This is a genomic window from Neptuniibacter sp. PT8_73 (assembly GCF_047778045.1).
GTDB lineage: Bacteria > Pseudomonadota > Gammaproteobacteria > Pseudomonadales > Balneatricaceae > Neptuniibacter.
Genome location: NZ_CP180545.1, coordinates 1651348 through 1668208 on the forward strand (window position 1 = coordinate 1651348; position 16861 = coordinate 1668208).

10 protein-coding genes and 1 other RNA gene are annotated in these 16861 nt (G+C 43.8%); 7 read left to right on the plus strand and 4 right to left on the minus strand.

Annotated features, from left to right (window positions below; all coding sequences use genetic code 11):
• The first annotated feature begins 129 nt into the window (after positions 1–129).
• From ACMXYN_RS07390 to ACMXYN_RS07400, 3 genes are all read left to right on the plus strand, one after another.
• On the plus strand, positions 130–4989 hold the full coding sequence (locus ACMXYN_RS07390) for an alpha-2-macroglobulin family protein (protein WP_415894185.1): 4860 nt from the start codon (positions 130–132) through the stop codon (positions 4987–4989).
• Between the two features lie 49 nt (positions 4990–5038).
• Complete coding sequence (gene pbpC / locus ACMXYN_RS07395) at positions 5039–7378, plus strand: penicillin-binding protein 1C (RefSeq protein ID WP_415894186.1); 2340 nt, start codon at positions 5039–5041, stop codon at positions 7376–7378.
• Positions 7379–7453: 75 nt separating this feature from the next.
• A complete protein-coding gene (locus ACMXYN_RS07400) occupies positions 7454–7933 on the plus strand; it encodes a DUF411 domain-containing protein (protein WP_415894187.1) in 480 nt (159 codons plus the stop codon).
• Between the two features lie 67 nt (positions 7934–8000).
• Here ACMXYN_RS07400 and ACMXYN_RS07405 read toward each other — a convergent pair whose 3' ends face one another.
• Both ACMXYN_RS07405 and ACMXYN_RS07410 read right to left on the minus strand, forming a co-directional pair.
• The gene (locus ACMXYN_RS07405) at positions 8001–8576 is read right to left on the minus strand and encodes a YceI family protein (RefSeq protein WP_415894188.1); all 576 of its coding nucleotides are present in this window, start codon (positions 8574–8576) and stop codon (positions 8001–8003) included.
• Positions 8576–9142 carry a cytochrome b gene (locus ACMXYN_RS07410; RefSeq protein WP_415894189.1) on the minus strand — a complete coding sequence of 189 codons (567 nt, stop codon included), beginning with the start codon at positions 9140–9142 and terminating at the stop codon, positions 8576–8578. The genes ACMXYN_RS07405 and ACMXYN_RS07410 overlap by 1 nt, the downstream gene beginning before the upstream one ends.
• A 173-nt stretch (positions 9143–9315) precedes the next feature.
• On the opposite strand from ACMXYN_RS07410, the gene ACMXYN_RS07415 reads away from it, so the two are divergent.
• On the plus strand, positions 9316–10233 hold the full coding sequence (locus ACMXYN_RS07415) for a LysR family transcriptional regulator (RefSeq protein ID WP_415894190.1): 918 nt from the start codon (positions 9316–9318) through the stop codon (positions 10231–10233).
• Here the strand turns inward: ACMXYN_RS07415 and ACMXYN_RS07420 are convergent.
• The gene (locus tag ACMXYN_RS07420) at positions 10228–11454 is read right to left on the minus strand and encodes an EAL and HDOD domain-containing protein (RefSeq protein WP_415894191.1); all 1227 of its coding nucleotides are present in this window, start codon (positions 11452–11454) and stop codon (positions 10228–10230) included. The two genes, ACMXYN_RS07415 and ACMXYN_RS07420, sit on opposite strands and share 6 nt — an antisense overlap.
• 357 nt (positions 11455–11811) lie before the next feature.
• Here ACMXYN_RS07420 and ffs point away from each other — a divergent pair.
• An RNA gene (gene ffs, locus ACMXYN_RS07425) (signal recognition particle sRNA small type) lies at positions 11812–11908 on the plus strand.
• A 423-nt stretch (positions 11909–12331) separates the two neighbouring features.
• Here ffs and ACMXYN_RS07430 read toward each other — a convergent pair.
• A complete protein-coding gene (locus ACMXYN_RS07430) occupies positions 12332–13540 on the minus strand; it encodes a YbfB/YjiJ family MFS transporter (protein WP_415894192.1) in 1209 nt (402 codons plus the stop codon).
• Between the two features lie 107 nt (positions 13541–13647).
• Between ACMXYN_RS07430 and ACMXYN_RS07435 the strand changes: the two genes are divergently transcribed.
• Both ACMXYN_RS07435 and ACMXYN_RS07440 read left to right on the plus strand, forming a co-directional pair.
• Positions 13648–14490, plus strand: coding sequence for a LysR family transcriptional regulator (locus tag ACMXYN_RS07435; RefSeq protein WP_415894193.1), 843 nt, complete (start codon positions 13648–13650; stop codon positions 14488–14490).
• Between the two features lie 267 nt (positions 14491–14757).
• Complete coding sequence (locus tag ACMXYN_RS07440; protein ID WP_415894194.1) at positions 14758–16716, plus strand: methyl-accepting chemotaxis protein; 1959 nt, start codon at positions 14758–14760, stop codon at positions 16714–16716.
• The last annotated feature ends 145 nt before the right edge of the window (positions 16717–16861 follow it).

Genomic DNA, 16861 nt, shown 5'->3' on the forward strand with positions numbered 1-16861 from the left:
CTTTAAAGGTAATCTTTTGCAAGTATGAAAAGCAGGACAAAAGTCGTGTAACTTGATGTACTATCAAATAGTCTTCGAAGCTTAGATAAAAAGCTCAAATCTGCCCTACAAAATGTAAAGGAGTACTGAATGTCACGTTCTAAATTGCTGGGGTCTGTACTGGTTACCTGCGCGCTGATAGCGGGATGTGATGATAATAAGGAGGTTGCTAATACTGCTAAACAGAATGAGGCAAGTGATAAGGTCCAAAGCGCCGTTGCAGAAGCCTTAGGTGTTCTCGATATATCAGAACGTGAATATGGTGATGTAAATGCGCTAACACTCCTGTTTAATTCTCCTTTAGATCCGGATCAAAAGTTTGAACGACATGTGGTGATTTCACCAGATCTGGGTACGCCGGTGCTAAGTAAAGATGGCCGCTCTCTTCGATTTATTGGTCCAGAGCCGCTTCAAAAATATGATATTCAAATTAAACAAGGTCTAAAAAGTGCCACAGGGGCAGTGCTTGAAACAGGTGTAACTAAATCGTTACAGGCTAGAGATTTACCTAAACTAGTCGCGTTCGAAACGGATGGTGCTGTAATGATTCCAGGTAAGGTGGAATCCTTACCTTTGATTGCAGTCAATGTGCCGGAAGCAGAGATCAATATTTATCGGGTAAAGCCGGAAAGTAGCGTTCAATTTTTTGATGAATACCAATCACTTAAAAGTGGCGATCGATGGTATTTCGACGAAGACGCGTTAGCACGTTCAGTCGATCACGTTTACACAGCACGTATTCAGATTGGAGAAGATAGAAATAAGCGTAATAGAGCCGGATTTGCCGTTGCCTCAGTCCCTAGTATTGATCAAGGCGGTGTTTATTTAGCGACGGTTCGAGAGCCCGGTGGGTTTAGTTATCAAGCAACCTGGTTTAGTGTCTCTGCTATTGGTTTACAAGCCAGAGATTATGGTAAGAGTACTACCTATATCGCCCAAAATGCTGCAACCGGGGATCTGCTTGAAGGTGTAACCCTTAATATTCTTGATCGTAATAGCAAAGTGATCGCTACGGGTGAAACGGACGAGCAAGGTAGCTGGCAAGTTAATAATAAGTGGCAACGAAAGAGCCCTCGCTTGATTCTAGCGCAACATAATCAACAGGTGAGCGTTCTCAAATACCACGCACCTTCTCTAGATCTGTCCGATTATCCTGTTCACGGTAGGCCGACTAAAGAGGTGGAAATCTTTACCTTCGCTCCTCGTGATATCTACCGTCCCGGTGAGGAGCTGGTCTTTGGTTCACTTATGCGTGATCGAGACGGCAACTTACTTTCAGGGCCTTTAAAAATAGAGTTAATTAAACCCGATGCAGATTCAGCTGGCACTTGGCGAATTGAGCCTTCAAAGCCAGGTTACTATGAGTTCCGATATGATCTTCCAAGTAATGCGATCTTAGGCGGTTGGCAGGCTAAAGTATTTAGCCCAGCAAGTAAGAAAAATGCGGCTTATTTTGATTTCAAAGTAGAGGCCTTTTTACCAGAGCGCCTTCGTCTGGTATTTGATCAAGCAGCATCACCGCTAAGTTTTGATCTGAACGATAAAATCAAAATACCTGTAAAAGGGGAGTACCTGTACGGTGCTGTTGCTGCTGGAAACCGTCTTGATACACAGGTGACATTAAATGCGTGGGCGGAACCGTTTGAAAACCTAAAAGGTTTTAAGTTTGGCGTTCCTTCTACAGTTGATTGGCAGCAGTTTAGTCTACCGTCTGTAAATCTGAATGATGCAGGTGAAACCTCAACTGAATTCAATCTATCTCAATATAATCCACAATCTTTTGAAAGCCCGGCTCGTATTAATGTGCGTTATAGCTTGTTCGAAAGCGGTGGCCGCGCTATTAACCGTTCTCGCTCAGCACTTTTCTGGCCTAAAGATAGTTTTGTCGGTGTGAAGCCTTCTTTCGAAAATGACCAATCTGGAAAAGATGAGAAGGTTAATTTTGAATTAATTAGAGCTGATAAGCAGGGGCAACTACTGAGCTCTGGAGAGATCAGGGCTACGCTCTATCGATTGGAAGAGAAGTATTTCTGGAGTCATACCCCTGAGCGCGGTTGGCACTATCAAATCGAGAAAAATGAATACCCTGTAGCGACTGACTTTATTCAGTTAGCTTCCGGTCAACCTCAGCAATTGTCTATGCCAGTCGAATGGGGCCCATACCGTTTAGAACTAGATGATATTACTGGTAAGAGTAAAACTGTCTATACCTTCCAAGCGGGTGAGCCTTGGTATTACAGCTGGCAAACAGCTTCGGATCGTATCCGCCCCGATCTGGTGACTTTGGCTTTAGACAAAGAGTCATATGAAGCGGGAGACCGCGTTAAAGTAAAACTGGCTTCGCCAACCGAGGGTAAAGCGGTGGTACTTCTTGAAACCGATCAGGTTCTGCATTCCCAAGAAGTTTTGTTAAAGAATCGTGAAGCTGAGGTGGAGATTCCTCTACCTGCAGATCTAAATCGTCACGATGTTTATATCAGTGCCTTTGTCGTAGCGCCAACAGAGCATAAAGATAAAGTAAGTAAGCGTAGTGTCGGTATTGCGCATCTGCCTTTGGATCGTGCTGATCGTGAACTCGCTGTAACTATTGAAGTTGCTGAATCACTACTTCCAGAAACCAAAGCTAACTTAACCCTTAAAGTCACTGACAAAGCAGGTAAGCCTGTCGAAGGTGATTACTATATCAGCCTAACAGCAGTCGATAGCGGTGTGTTAAGTGTAACGGGCTATAAGCAAGCCGATCCTTTTAATTTTTTCTACGGTCGTCGTGCTTACAACCCGAAAATCAGCGATATGTACAATGATTTAGTTGAGCCTCATATGTATAAGGACGCTCAGATTCGCTGGGGCGGTGATGGTGAGCTAGAGCGTGGTGGTGAAGTGCCTCCGACTGAAGTGCAAATTTTGAGCCTATACCACTCTCCAATCTCTTTAGAAAATGGAGAAGCGATGGTTGAACTTGATCTGCCTGCATTTGATGGCGAGCTGACGTTAACTGCGTTAGCGATGTCTGACAATAACTTTGGTTTAGAGAGTGAAACAACCAAAGTTGCTTCACCCGTTGTAGCTCAGTTATCCATGCCTCGATTCTTAGCTGTCGGTGATCAAACTACCTTGGTGTTAGATTTAGCCAATGTGTCTGATGATGCTCAAAATGTATCTGTGAAGTTAACTCATCAGGGGGCTGTAAGTATAAGGCAAGATAGCTTTGAGCTGTCATTGGATAAAGGCGAGAAACAGGTATTGCCTTTGGTTGCCGATGCAGTTGAGTTGGGTGAAGGGTTAATCATTGCCGAGATTACGTTCGGTGATGTTCAGTTACACCGTGAATGGGTGCTGGGCGTACGTTCAGCGTATCCGGCGGTTTACGACTCAACTATGCGTGTATTGGCAGAAGGGGAAAGCATTCAATTTCCTGCCGGAGCTATTCAAGATCTCACCAAGCTACAATCGCAATTGCGTGTGGCGAATACGCCAGATCTGAATGCTCAGCAACATTTTAAAAGTTTGATGAGTTACCCGTACGGTTGTTTAGAGCAAACTACCAGTAAATCGCAACCTTTAGCGTTGTTATTGGCGGGTGATAAAGCTCCGGCTTACGCGCGTTCTGTCACTAATCCTCAATTTGAAAATGGTATTAATGCTGCGATCAGTCGATACAGCGAGCTGCAATTAGGTAATGGTGGTTTTGGCTTATGGGATAAATTCTCGCCAGAAGAGCATTGGTTAACTGCTTATGCGACGGACTTCTTGCTGCATTTAGATCGTTCAGGTTTTGCTGTACCTAATGCCATGCTGACTAATTCTGTAGGTCGTCTACGCTCTTACGTACATAACCGCAAAGCGATTTCGGTTAGAACTTGGTCCGATATCCCTTCCCATTATGAAATATCCTACAAAGCTTATGCTGCTTATGTTTTGGCTAAGCAGGGTGAAGTCACCTTAGGGCCATTGCGCGATCTGGCAGAGCAGCAACTTAACGACTCTCGTGGTGTGCTGCCGGGGGTGCACTTAGGATTAGCGATTATTGAAACCGGTAGCCTGCAAGAAGGTGCAGCCTTAGTGCAACAGGCTCTATTAACAGAAAGGGCAGAGGGTTATCTAGGGGATTATGGCTCGGTCATTCGCGATAAAGCGATGGCGATTTATACCATTCTGGAACTGCCTAATGCACGTTCAATACACAAAGTCGCCTTGCAACAGATCCCCGACCTACTTACTCTTTTGAAGCAGCAGCGTTGGTTAAGTACGCAGGAAAAGGCAGCCCTACTGCACTTGTCGAATGCGCTTAATCAAATGGATAAAGAGGGAGAATGGCAGGGGAAATTACTTCAAGGTGAAATTGAGACGTTGCTGGAAGCTACGACCGAGCTAGGTCGTAATCTAGATAGTTCAGAACTAGCATCTACTGCGTTTACCAATACAAAAGACAAACCGGCTTATGCAAGTTTCCATTGGACGGGTATTCCTAAACAGATGCCTAAGCATGTGAATGAAGGGATCAATTTAGATATCGATCAGTTCCGTGTCTTAGATGGTGGTGCGCAATTACTGAAGAAGAATCAGGTATTAAAAACAGGTGATCTACTGTTAACACGTGTGAGACTTTATAGTGAAGAACGTGTGCCAGATGGTTTGTTGGTGAGTTTGCTACCTGCTGGGGTAGAGCTGGAAAATCAGAACTTACAGCATGCGCTTAAGTTAAAGGATATTCGCATTGATGGTGAGACCGTGTCTCAGAAGGCAATGATCTCCTACCAGGCATTTCAAGATGATCGTTATGTTGCCGCCGTTGATATTCCAGAAAAGCGCGAACAGGTTATCTATTTCTTAAGTCGAGCTGTGACACCAGGGCATTACTTAGTACCGCCTGTACAGGCTGAGTCAATGTACAAACCGGCCCATCGGGGTGTTGCTAATAGTATTGAGTACTTAACAGTTATCCCTTAAACGAGTGTACTTTAAATGTGAGTACCTTAAGCGTTTGATGTGAGGAAAGATGCGATCTGTTGTTAAATTTACCTGTTGTGTGTTTTGTCTTATTGCGGCAGGTTTATGGATAGCAGATCGTGCTTTCCCCTTACATGACAATTCAGCAGGAGGAGCGGCTACGGTTGTACTTGATCGCAATGGCGAACCCTTGCGAACTTTCGCTGATCACAATGGCGTATGGCGTTACCCCGTCTCCATTGATCAAGTCTCGCCGCGCTATATAGAGGCGCTACTGGCTTACGAAGATCGTTATTTTTACCAACACCCCGGCGTCAATCCATTTAGCTTGCTACGTGCAAGTTGGCAGTGGATTAGAGAGGGCAGGATTATCTCTGGTGGTTCTACGCTGACCATGCAAGTGGCGCGCTTGCACTATCCGAGCCCGCGGAGTGTAAGGGGAAAGTTGCAGCAGATATTTAGAGCATTGCAGTTGGAATGGCATCTGTCTAAAGATGAAATTCTAACCTTGTATCTCAATAAGGCACCCTTTGGTGGAACCATCGAAGGTGTGCAAGCTGCTAGCTTACAATATCTGCAAAAACCAGTTTCGCAACTACGTTTTTCTGAAGCGGCTCTATTAGCTGTGTTACCTCAGGCACCTTCACGATTGAGGCCGGATAGGCATCCAAAACTAGCACAGCAATATCGAGATAAAGTATTGGATCGTTTGCTTAGTTTTCAAGTTTGGAGTGAAGAAAACGTCACCCGGGCAAAGCAAGAAAATATCGCGGTATGGCCTTTATCCAATCCGATGCTCGCGCCGCTTTTGAGTCGTCGCTTGAAACAGTCGGAACCCGACAAAGAAGTTATACGTTCAACGATTGATAGTGGTATCCAGCAGAAGTTCTATGACCAAATAAAGGGTTATGTATCTCGGCAGGCTAAGGGCATTTCGGCGGCGGCGTTGTTGGTTGATAATCAGAGCCGTCAGGTTATTTCGTATGTGGGATCTGCTGACTTTCTAAATGAACAGCGCTTTGGTCATGTCGATATGGTCACAGCGATACGCTCTCCCGGCTCAACCCTAAAGCCGTTTTTATATGGGCTGGCGCTGGATGACAGTCTGATTCATAGTGAGTCCCTATTAGCTGATGTGCCTATAGTTACTGGGCAATATCGGCCTGGTAATTTCAGCCAAGGATTCTCGGGGCCTGTATCCGCATCCTCTGCATTACAACGCTCACTTAATTTGCCATTTGTTCAATTGATACAACATTACGATTCTCAGCGTTTTGCTAACAAACTCGATCATGTTGGTGCTTCTCTGCGAATTCCCGGTGGACGCGCTAATCCCGCAATTATCTTAGGTGGTGCCGGCAGCTCTTTAGAGTTTTTAGTAACGCTCTACACGAGCTTGGCAAATTCAGGCAGTGTTGCGCCATTAAAGTATTCTGTGGCTGGTGGAGTTGAAGAAGCTGCTGGTGATAATGAATCTGGGCAAGCAGCGCGGCAATTGATGAGTACAGAAGCCGCATGGATTACTTGGAATACCCTTGCAGATATAGATCCGCCAGATCAATTTATTGATGGCTATTCTTTGGCTCACCTTCCCAAAATTGGTTGGAAGACTGGCACCAGTTGGGACTATCGCGATGTCTGGGCAGTGGGCGTATCTAAAAGATATACGCTAGGGGTCTGGCTCGGTAGGCCTGATGGTTCGCCAATGGAGAAAACTATGGGGCGTGTTTTGGCAGGTCCTTTATTGTTCCAGCTCTATCAATTGCTTGAGTCCGAAGCTGATACAATCACAAAACCTGAGGGTGTTGTGGAACAGTCTATCTGTTGGCCTGATGGTAGGGTTGTGATGTCTGGTGATCAGGCATGCGATCAAGTTAGAACTGCATTTACGATGGCTCAAAATACCCCGCGGACTTTAGACCCTGAGCCTTTAGGGCAGACTAAATTTTATAACCCGCGATTAAATTATCTAGTCGATGATCAATCAGGATTAAGGGTGACAAGGGAGTGCAATATTGGTCCTATGAAAAGCCAATCAAACTTTGTTTGGCCGGCGGCGATGGACCCTTGGATATCTCAAAAATGGCGAAGGGATGAGCGTATTCCTCCTTTTAATAGCCAGTGTAAAACTATCTTACAAACCAGTGCGCTTTTAAGGCTACATGGCATCAACCATCAACAGGTGTACCACACAAATGGTTTGGAGGCGATAGAAGTAGATGTTAGAGCTGAGGGGAGTGAAGGACATCTTAATTGGTATCTCAATGGCAAGTTACTTGAAGGGTCGAGCAATAAACAAAAACTGATTCTGCAGGGAAATCAGACTTATCAGCTTTATGTTCAAAGTATCTCAGGGGCGAGTACTCAAATTGAGTTTAGCGTCCTATAACGACTTGAATAAAATCGTATAGCTCTTCATTTAAGCACCCGATAAAATATGCAGACTAACTGTAGAGGCTGTTGAATGAAAAAGTTAATTATTGGTTTTGTTTCCGCTGTTTTATGTATGCCTGTTTTCGCAGCAGACCCGTATTGGGAAGAGGGTAAAACTGATCAAAGCTATGAGATCGATGTCTACCATAGCCCGACCTGCGGTTGCTGTAAGGAATGGATCACCCATCTCGAGCAACACAATTTCAACGTGAATAGTATTGAGATGCATGATGTATCGCCAATCAAGCAGCGTTTAGGTGTTCCAGCTCAAGGTGCATCTTGTCATACTGGTGTTGTAAATGGCTTGGTGGTTGAAGGTCATGTACCGGCGCAAGATATTAAAAAGTTATTGGCTGATAATGCCGATAATATCCGTTTATTAACTGTACCAGGCATGCCATCAGGTGGCCCAGGTATGGATATGGAAGGCGCTCGAAAAGACGATTTTAAAGTCTATGCTGTATCAGATAAAAACGAAGTCAGCGTTTATTCGGAATATGCGGATTACTAAATCCAGTATTAAATATAAAAAAGGCGAACTATTGGGTTCGCCTTTTTTGTTTTAGATGAAATCGAAATTACTTCCGAATACCTTCAATATGAAGTTCTAGGTATACAGTTTCAGCTGCAGGGCCTAGCTGGTAGTTCATGCCAAAATCTTTAGGTTGGATCTCTGTGGTACCTTCGAAGCCTGCACGGTAGCCGCCCCAAGGGTCTTTGCCTTCACCTACTTTTTTCACGTCGATAGAGATCTCTTTGCTTGTTCCGTAAAGAGTCAGCATGCCTTTCATTACGCCACTGCCATCTTCATTTGGTGTGTATGAAGAGCTAACAAAAGACGCTTTAGGGTGTTTGGCTACGTCTAGGTACTCATCACCACGGATATGCTTATCACGCTCAGCGTGGTTAGAGTCAAACGAGTTAACATCAATATCAACATTTACTTTAGATGCCGCTGGGTTAGCAGCATCGTAGCTGAATTCACCCGAGAATGTGTTGAAACGGCCAGTTAACCAGCTGGTGCCCAAATGGCTGATGCGGAATTGAATAGATGCGTGCGCACCTTTTGTATCAATAACGTAATCCGCAGCATAAAGAGGGGACGTAGTGATTAGAGAGGCTAGCGCCAACCCTTTAATAAATTTAGATTTCATCAATGTTCCTCGCGTAGCGCTAGCATGCGCTTTAGTGTTGTGTCTTTATCTATGTAATGGTGCTTTATTGCAGCGAATGCATGTAATGCTGCTAGCACGATAAGTGTTGTTGCTATCAAAAAGTGAATCTCACCTGCAATATCCTCCTGCTGTTCCATTGCGAAGGGTAGTGCTGGAATACTAAACCAAGTAAAAACTTCTATTGCTCGACCGTCAGCGGTAGAAATCAGGTAGCCAGAGCACAAGGTAAGTAGAAGTAAAACTTCGAGCAATACATGTGTGGCTTTTGCTGCAATTGCCATCTTCTTTGGTTGTGGCAGTGCCTTTGGCGAGCGGTTGAATAAACGCCACAATATGCGTGTAATCAATAAGCCTGCTAGCAGGATGCCGATACTTTTATGCCAGATTGGCACTGTCCGGTATTCGGGATCGTAATAACTCAAGCTTTCTATATATAAACCGAGGGGATAAAGGCCAATAACCGATAATGCAATGAACCAATGAAGTAGGACTGGGCCCCAGCCATAGCTGTCATTATCATTCAAAATTTTGCGGTTAAGTGGCATCTACTTTTGTCCTCAAATTATCTTAGCTATGCAATCACAAATAACATTGTGCTGCAGTCAAGTTTACGAATCTTTACAAGTTGTAAGCGTCATCTTTTGGATTTGCTTTTCAAACTTTAATGGCTAATCATAAATGCGTCTAATGCATATTTTATATTTCGGTTATTCGTTTAATGAATTTACGCTCGGTCGATCTAAATCTCCTCGTTGTGCTACAAGCGTTGTTAGCTGAGCGACATGTTTCTAAAGCTGCTGAGCGTTTGCAGATGAGCCAACCTGCTGTGAGCAGAGCGTTACAGCGATTACGTCAAACGCTTGATGATCCTCTCCTCGTTAGAACTGGAAATGGCTATGACCTTAGTGCGCGTGCTGTTGATCTGGAAAAGCAGTTAAAGCCTTTATTACAAGATGTTGCTTCGATTATGCAGCCTGAAGAGTTCAATCCAGAGCTGGCTGAGGGTGTGGTTAAGCTAACAGGCTTGGATTTAGAGTTAATCCTATTGATGCCAGATGTTGTAAGGATGCTGCGCGAAAAGGCACCGAAATTACGGGTAGAGATTGTTTCTCAACGACCAGAGCATTTCGAATATCTTGCAAAAGGTGAAGTGCATTTTACGATCACGGGGCTATCCCCTGATTCTGGCCAGGATCAATTCAGGCGCTTTCCGATAGCGCGCACAGGTCATGTTTGTGTGATGGATCAAACTAACCCTTTAGCGAGTCAAAGCTCCATCAGTTTGAATGATTATGCGCAGGCTTCCCATGGGCTTGTTTCCATTACAGGTAAGGGGCCTGGAATGATGGATATCGAATTAGAAAAATTCGGTTTGAATCGGAGGGTGATGCTGAGGCTCGCAAGTTTTATGTCGGTTGCTGAGTTTGGCCAGGGTTCTGATCTGATTTTTACTCTACCAGAAGTAATGGCCCAGCATTTGGTAAAAAGCAGCAGCTTAGTAATTAAGCCGCTGCCTGAAGAATTTGACCTACCTGAGGTGGTGCTCTACCTCTATTGGCATGAGCGCTTCCATCAAGATCCAATGTGTCGCTGGGTGAGATCTCAGCTGTTATCAATTTTTCAGCCAGATCTATAAATGAGAGCCTGACATCAGCTGCATGGTCTCATTACTCCAACTCAAGGCGTCATAATAAGCATCGGCATACACTTCTTGAATATGAGGCGGTAGCTTAAAGGCAGATTGGCCGATCATGTAAAAGTTAACCGCTTGCAGTAAGCGACCGGCAGGGCCTTCGTAACTAGTGACTGCTTCAACAATCTCATCGGAGACAGACAGCTGATCTAGCAGTGATTCTTGATCGATCTCTAGGAGCGCGTCTAGCATTGAGATCACGCCAGTAATAAAAGCGAGTTCGGAATCGATCTCTTCGGTACGATAAGCGACGGATTCGCACATTCTTGCTGTAATTAGGATCTGACGGATCAGTTCGCTCGGTTTTTCATCATTGCTAGAGAGGGCAAGCAGGGTGGCCCACTTGTTAATCTCGTTCATGCCTAAGGCAATGATCGCCTGACTTAAACTCTCAATCTTATTCGGCAGGTTATATTGCGCAGAATTGACGATACGCAACAGTTTGAAGGTTAGTTGTGGGTCGCGAGATGAGATATCTGCTAGTACAGCAGGGGTAACATCTTGATCCTGAAGCGCCGCTAATAGGTGAATTACAATGGCCTGATTGGACGTTAATTTTTTACCTTCGACTAGTGTTGGTCTAGACAGAAATGTACCCTGAAAAAGCCTAAACCCTAAGGCATGGCAGCGCTCATATTCATCATGAGTTTCAACGTTCTCGGCGAGAGAAACAACTTTGAAAGGGCGCATGCTTTCCAAGTGAGAAACAATCGCTTCGTCACTATGTTTACGAATGTCGACTCGAACCATATGTGCGAGTTTAAGCAACTCATCATAGTCGCTATTGTAAGTGAAATCGTCTAAAACTAAGCGGTAGCCAGCATCTACGTATTTTTTCAGTGAGCCAAGTAATTCAGGCGTGATGTTAGGTTGCTGCTTAACATCCAGAACTAAATTGTGTCGCGATAGACTTGGCAGGCTTTCGGTACGAATAAAGCTTTCAGTGACATTGAGAAACGCGGGTAAGGATTTTAATGTGCCAGAATCATAGATGCTGGTGAAGTTATTGATTAGGACATTACAGGACTCTTGGTCGCCTTTTAAAAATTTGGCTACAGCTTCACCATGCTCCGACTGGTACAACAGCTCATAGGCCACGACATTAAGTTCGCGGTCAAAAATTGGTTGTCGGGCAAGTCCTAGCTGGTTTAAATGTTCTTCCATGTGCATTTATCCTGTTGTTTATTCATACAACAAATCGTAGATCGTTTAACTCTAACAGCAGAGCCACTATAAAAGCCATGGTATTAAGAAACCCTTAACAAATTAATCAGTGGTTTTGTTATCTGGTCGTTTAAGTATAGGTTAGATCGCGATTAACGCTGCTAGGAATGAAGAGAAATCTCAGGAGTGCTTTAGAGAGCTTGAAGGTAGAGTTATGGGTCTGAATATGAATTTTATTTCTATAAAAACAGAGAGTTAAATAATTGCATTTGCATCTCAAAAAATCACTGGTATACTGCGCGCCTGTCTTGAGTGATCTCGCTCAGACAAGGCCCTTCAGGCCCGCTATGGTGGCTCTGCTGGTCCTTCCGCAATGATAAATCGTGAACCTGGTCAGGCCCGGAAGGGAGCAGCCACAGCGGTGGATTCATGTGCCGGAATGTGGCTGGTGGAGTCATCACCAATTTCCCAATTCTTTGATTACCTTAGCTACGAATATCAATCAGCTATTTCGTAACTTCTTTTACTTATAAGCGTTATGGTCTGCAGCTAAGTAACAGCCAGTTAATTAGGTTTACTTAAAATTTGCGGTGTGAAGCGATCTTAACGCGATCTTACTTAGGCGAGATATATTCTTTAGATGCGTTGCTTTTTAATCGATACAACACAAAACAAAGAATGCCGAAGGTAATAAGGAATATATAAGGACAATAGATAATCCCAGCGAGGCCGCTGAAACTTGTCACAACGAGTAATAAAATATCTTTTATTTCTTCCATGAGATTAGAACGTCCTTAGTTCTTCCCAAAAAATCCAAACGGTCATTTGAATTCTAGCTTAGTTTTGTCCCTGATCAAAGCAAGGTTATTCTATTGGACTATGTTTTTACGCTAAGAGTACGAGGTCCATTAGCATTTTCTGGTTGTTCGCCGATCTTAATCAGCGCCAGAATTAAGCCTGATCCCACTACCATAACGATAGCAGACAGATATAAACCTAGATTGTAATTCCCCAAGTTCTCGGCCAATAATCCGGTTAGAAATGGCGCGAGTATTTGAGCGCAGCCATAAGCAAGGGTCATCTTGCCCATGAACTTAGACGGGTTGCTAGGGAAGAAGTGACCCGCCATAGTCAGTACGAGGCTTACGCAGGCAACAAAAGTGCCTCCAAACAATATTGCTGACAAGGCAATTAATGGAAATGCATCGCTTTGTGTGGGGATCATTATGCCAATGATTTGCAGGCTATAAGCACCCAGTAAAGCTTTTAAATAGCCGTACTTGCGTGCGACTCTATCCCATAGAACCACAGCTGGAATCGCAGCAAGCCCTATCAATACAAAGGATAAGGCACCTTGACCTTCTAAACCTTCAAGACCTTCAATGATATCCACGATAAAAGTCGCGCTAACGACATAGCCATAACCTGCACAGAAATATGCCAGTAAGAATAAGCGCGTAAACTTTTTGCTGGGTGGATTATCTTTAGGAACTGATTGTGAATGATCAGAATGGTTATTAGGGTGAGGTATCCATAACCATGCCGGCACGGCGATGATCGCAGCTACGGATGAAAAGAATAGCCATTGTTGCTGCCAGTTGGCAGAAAATTGTAAAAGAATTTCCACGATGATAGCCGAGATCGCTATGCTTATGCCTATACCCGAAAAGTGGATGCCGAGCTCACCTCTGTGGCCGTTGTTGACTAGCCATTTTAAGATTAGCCCCGAGGAGATGATTAACCCTCCTGATGCACAGATCCCTGCCACTAAACGCATAAAGGACCAAGTATAAAGGTCGTTAGATATAACCATTGCGGCGCTTGTCACCACGCTGAGTACCAAATATAGCTTCTGTAACAGGTACTTGTGATGAAGATTGTTTAGGCTTGCTGCAATCAGAACACCGATCATATAGCCAATATAGTTAACGGTTGCGAGCCAGCCGCCGCCCGTTTCAGTAAGGCCTGCTTCTGCCTGCATGATGGGCAATAAAGGTGTGTAGGAAAAACGAGCGACTCCCACTGTGACAACTAAGCTACAGATGCCAGCAAAATAGACCTGACTTTTGGTAAGTGTGGTGTTCATAAATGATTGTTTGGTTTTATTGTATTTATGTTCAACAACCATAGCGCTTTCTGATAATCTTAAAAAGTGAATCTTTTAGAATTAAAACTTCAATAAAAGAGAACTATATGGAGATTGTAGCGTTACGTACGTTTAAGGCTGTTGTTGAGGAAGAGGGCATTAAAGGTGCCTCTGAAAAGCTTAATACAGTGCAATCTAATATCACTACTAGAATTCAGAAGTTAGAAGACGAGCTTGGTTCTAAATTATTCGCACGGGTAGGTAGAAAGCTTGAGCTTACAACGACAGGGCAGCTTTTATATAAATATGCCTCCCAGATTTTGCAGTTGGAGTATCAAGCATCTACCGCAATCTTAAAAAACAAAGGCAACTACGAACTTCGTATAGGCATGCCCGAAACCTTTGCAGCGGTTCATCTACCCACGACTCTAAAACAACTTAAACGCAAGCATCCCGAAATCCTTCCTCGTATTTATACAGATACAAGCGACCGATTAGCGCTAGCAATTTTGAACGATAAGTTGGATTGCGCGTTGGTTGGGAATGCTAAGACACATGAGGATCTGCGGATCTTGCCTGTTGTTCATGAGTCGCTCGTACTTGTCACTCCTGTTGATGAAGAATATGAGCCTGTGCTGTTTGTTAGGGAAGAGGGCTGTGGTTACAGGAAGTGTGCTTTAGCTTGGCAAGAATTAGGTGATAGGTTCACTGATGATATGATGGTGATGAGTAGTGCAGATGGAATTCTAGGATGCATTGCCGCTGGATTGGGTTACACCGTCATCGGCGAAAATATGGTGACAGGTAGTCGATATGAAAATGCGCTTAAATCAGTACCGGTTACTCAAGGACAACAAAGAATAGAGATCTCGGTTATCTATCGAAAAGGCCACCCACTAGAGCAGGGGATTCTGAACTTTGTCGGCCAATTTCCCGAATACAAACAATAAAACAGTTATAGACTTTTGCGTTTGAATTAAAAACTTTGAGTAAGTATTTGGCTTTTAAACAATGAAATAACTTTAGAGTTATTGTTTTAATTGTACGTTATTTAATCAGTTTTCCCTCCCGAAATGTATAGATCGTAAGCAGCCTGAAAATAATCTTAATTTTTGATCGATTATTATTGAAATGGCTGCAAATGATAAATATTATCACCTGCTATTGATTATCCTTTGTATTTAATTCCTTAATCCTAATGTAGTAAGTGCAAATACATGAATAAGCTAAACAGATTTAATTTACGCAGTAAGATCGGTTTGAGTTTCGGTTTTATCTTGTTATTGCTGGTGGCGGCATCGTTTACAGGTATTAAAGGCTTACATCACGCGGAAGATGGCTTTGTTCAATACCGTGAGTTGGCGCGGGATAGTAATCTTTCAGGGCGCTTACAAGCGAATATGCTGAAAGTGCGCATGTCGGTAAAAAACTTTCTTATCAGTCATGACAATCAATCATTAGAGCAATACGAACAACGTATGGCGTTGATGAATCAGTTTTTAGAGCAATCCAAGCAAGAAATTAATAATCCAGAGCGTAGCCGTTTAATTATGGAAACTGCAACGCTACTAGATGAGTATAAAACGACTTTTCAGAAGGTGGTTGGTTTAGTTAAAACTGAGGACGAGTTGTACTACAACACCTTGGCTCAGCAGGGCCCAGTTATGCGCGACAGTATTACTCAGTTAAGAAAGTTAGCTAATAACCGCGGTGAACCTGAATTGGCATTTTTAGCTTCTAATTTGCAGGAAGATCTGTTGCTAGCAAGGCTATATCTGGTTCGTTTTATGGAAAAGAACCATCAAGAAGATTTTCAGATTTCGATCAATAAATTGGATGGTGCTCTAACAAAACACCTAGAAAGCCTGAAAAAGGTGTTCCTGCTTGATAATGAAATACAGCTGTTAGATCGTTTTGCTAAAGCACGAGATAAATATCTGGCTGCAACTCTAGAAATCCATAAGACAATTGATCAGCGCAATAACTTAGTAATTGGGACTCTGGATGTGATCGGCCCCCAAGTTGCGAGTAATGTCGAAAAGGTAAAACTATCAGTTATTGCTGATCAAGATTCTCTAGGGCCAATGCTTCAGTCACACAATCATCAAGGCCTCGTGTCAGTGATCGTGATCTCTGTTATTGCGGTTATTCTGGGCGTTTTCTTTGCGCTTTGGATCACACGCATGATCACTCGTCCGATCCTAGAAGCGGTGAGCTATGCGGATACTTTGGCTGAAGGAGACCTTACCCAGGTGCTTGAAACAAACCGTAAAGATGAAGTGGGGAAGTTGCAGGGTTCTTTGGGGCATACAACTATTAGATTCCGTGAGATGATCACTGAGATCAACCAAGCTGGTTACAACATGAGTATGTCGGCGGAAGAGTTAGCCGCGCTGACAGAGCAAGCGCGTGCCGGGACAATGCAGCAGCAGGAAGAAACTGATCAGGTAGCATCTGCTGTAACTGAAATGGCGTATACGGCTCAGCATGTTGCGGATAACGCGTCTAGTGCAGCTTCTTCTGCGGACAGTGCTAACCATCAAGTGATGGAAGGCCGTAACAAAATGCAGATCGCGACAGAGGGGATGAATCGTCTCTCTTTAAGCTTGGATAAAACCTCTTCGGAAGTGCAACACCTGCAGCAGAAGACTCGTGATATCAATGCGATTCTTGATGTGATTCGTGAGATTGCAGAACAGACTAACCTTCTTGCCTTGAATGCAGCGATTGAGGCTGCTCGAGCAGGTGAGCAAGGTCGAGGTTTTGCTGTTGTTGCTGACGAGGTGCGCTCCCTTGCACAACGTACTCAACAGTCTACAGAGATGATTCACAATTTGATCGATGATCTACAAGCCCGTGCTAACTTGACGGTGAATGTGGTTAATCAAGGCACGCAAGAAGCTAATCAGTGTATTGAACTGGTTGATCAGGCAGATTCTGCGTTGAATCAGATCAGTATGACAGTTGAGCAGATGAATGAAGTGAACGCTCAGATTGCTAGTTCTGCTGAACAGCAAAGTGTTGTTGCAGATGAAATTAGCCAGAGCTTGAGTAATGTACGTGTGATTGCTGAACAGAGCCGTGTAGCGGCTGATGAGACAGCTAATTCCAGTATCGCGCTAAGCGATGTTGCGGCACGTATGCAGGAAATGGTACAGCGCTTTAAAGTAAACTAAGTTGTAGGCTTAATCGTGACCAAGGGGTGATTTATCACCCCTTTTTTATACCTAATCTAAAGTAACCTTTTAATATGTAGGTTTTTCGCTATTGTTATCAAAGAATGGATTTTTGCCCATCTATAAGGGTATCAGGGAGTTAACA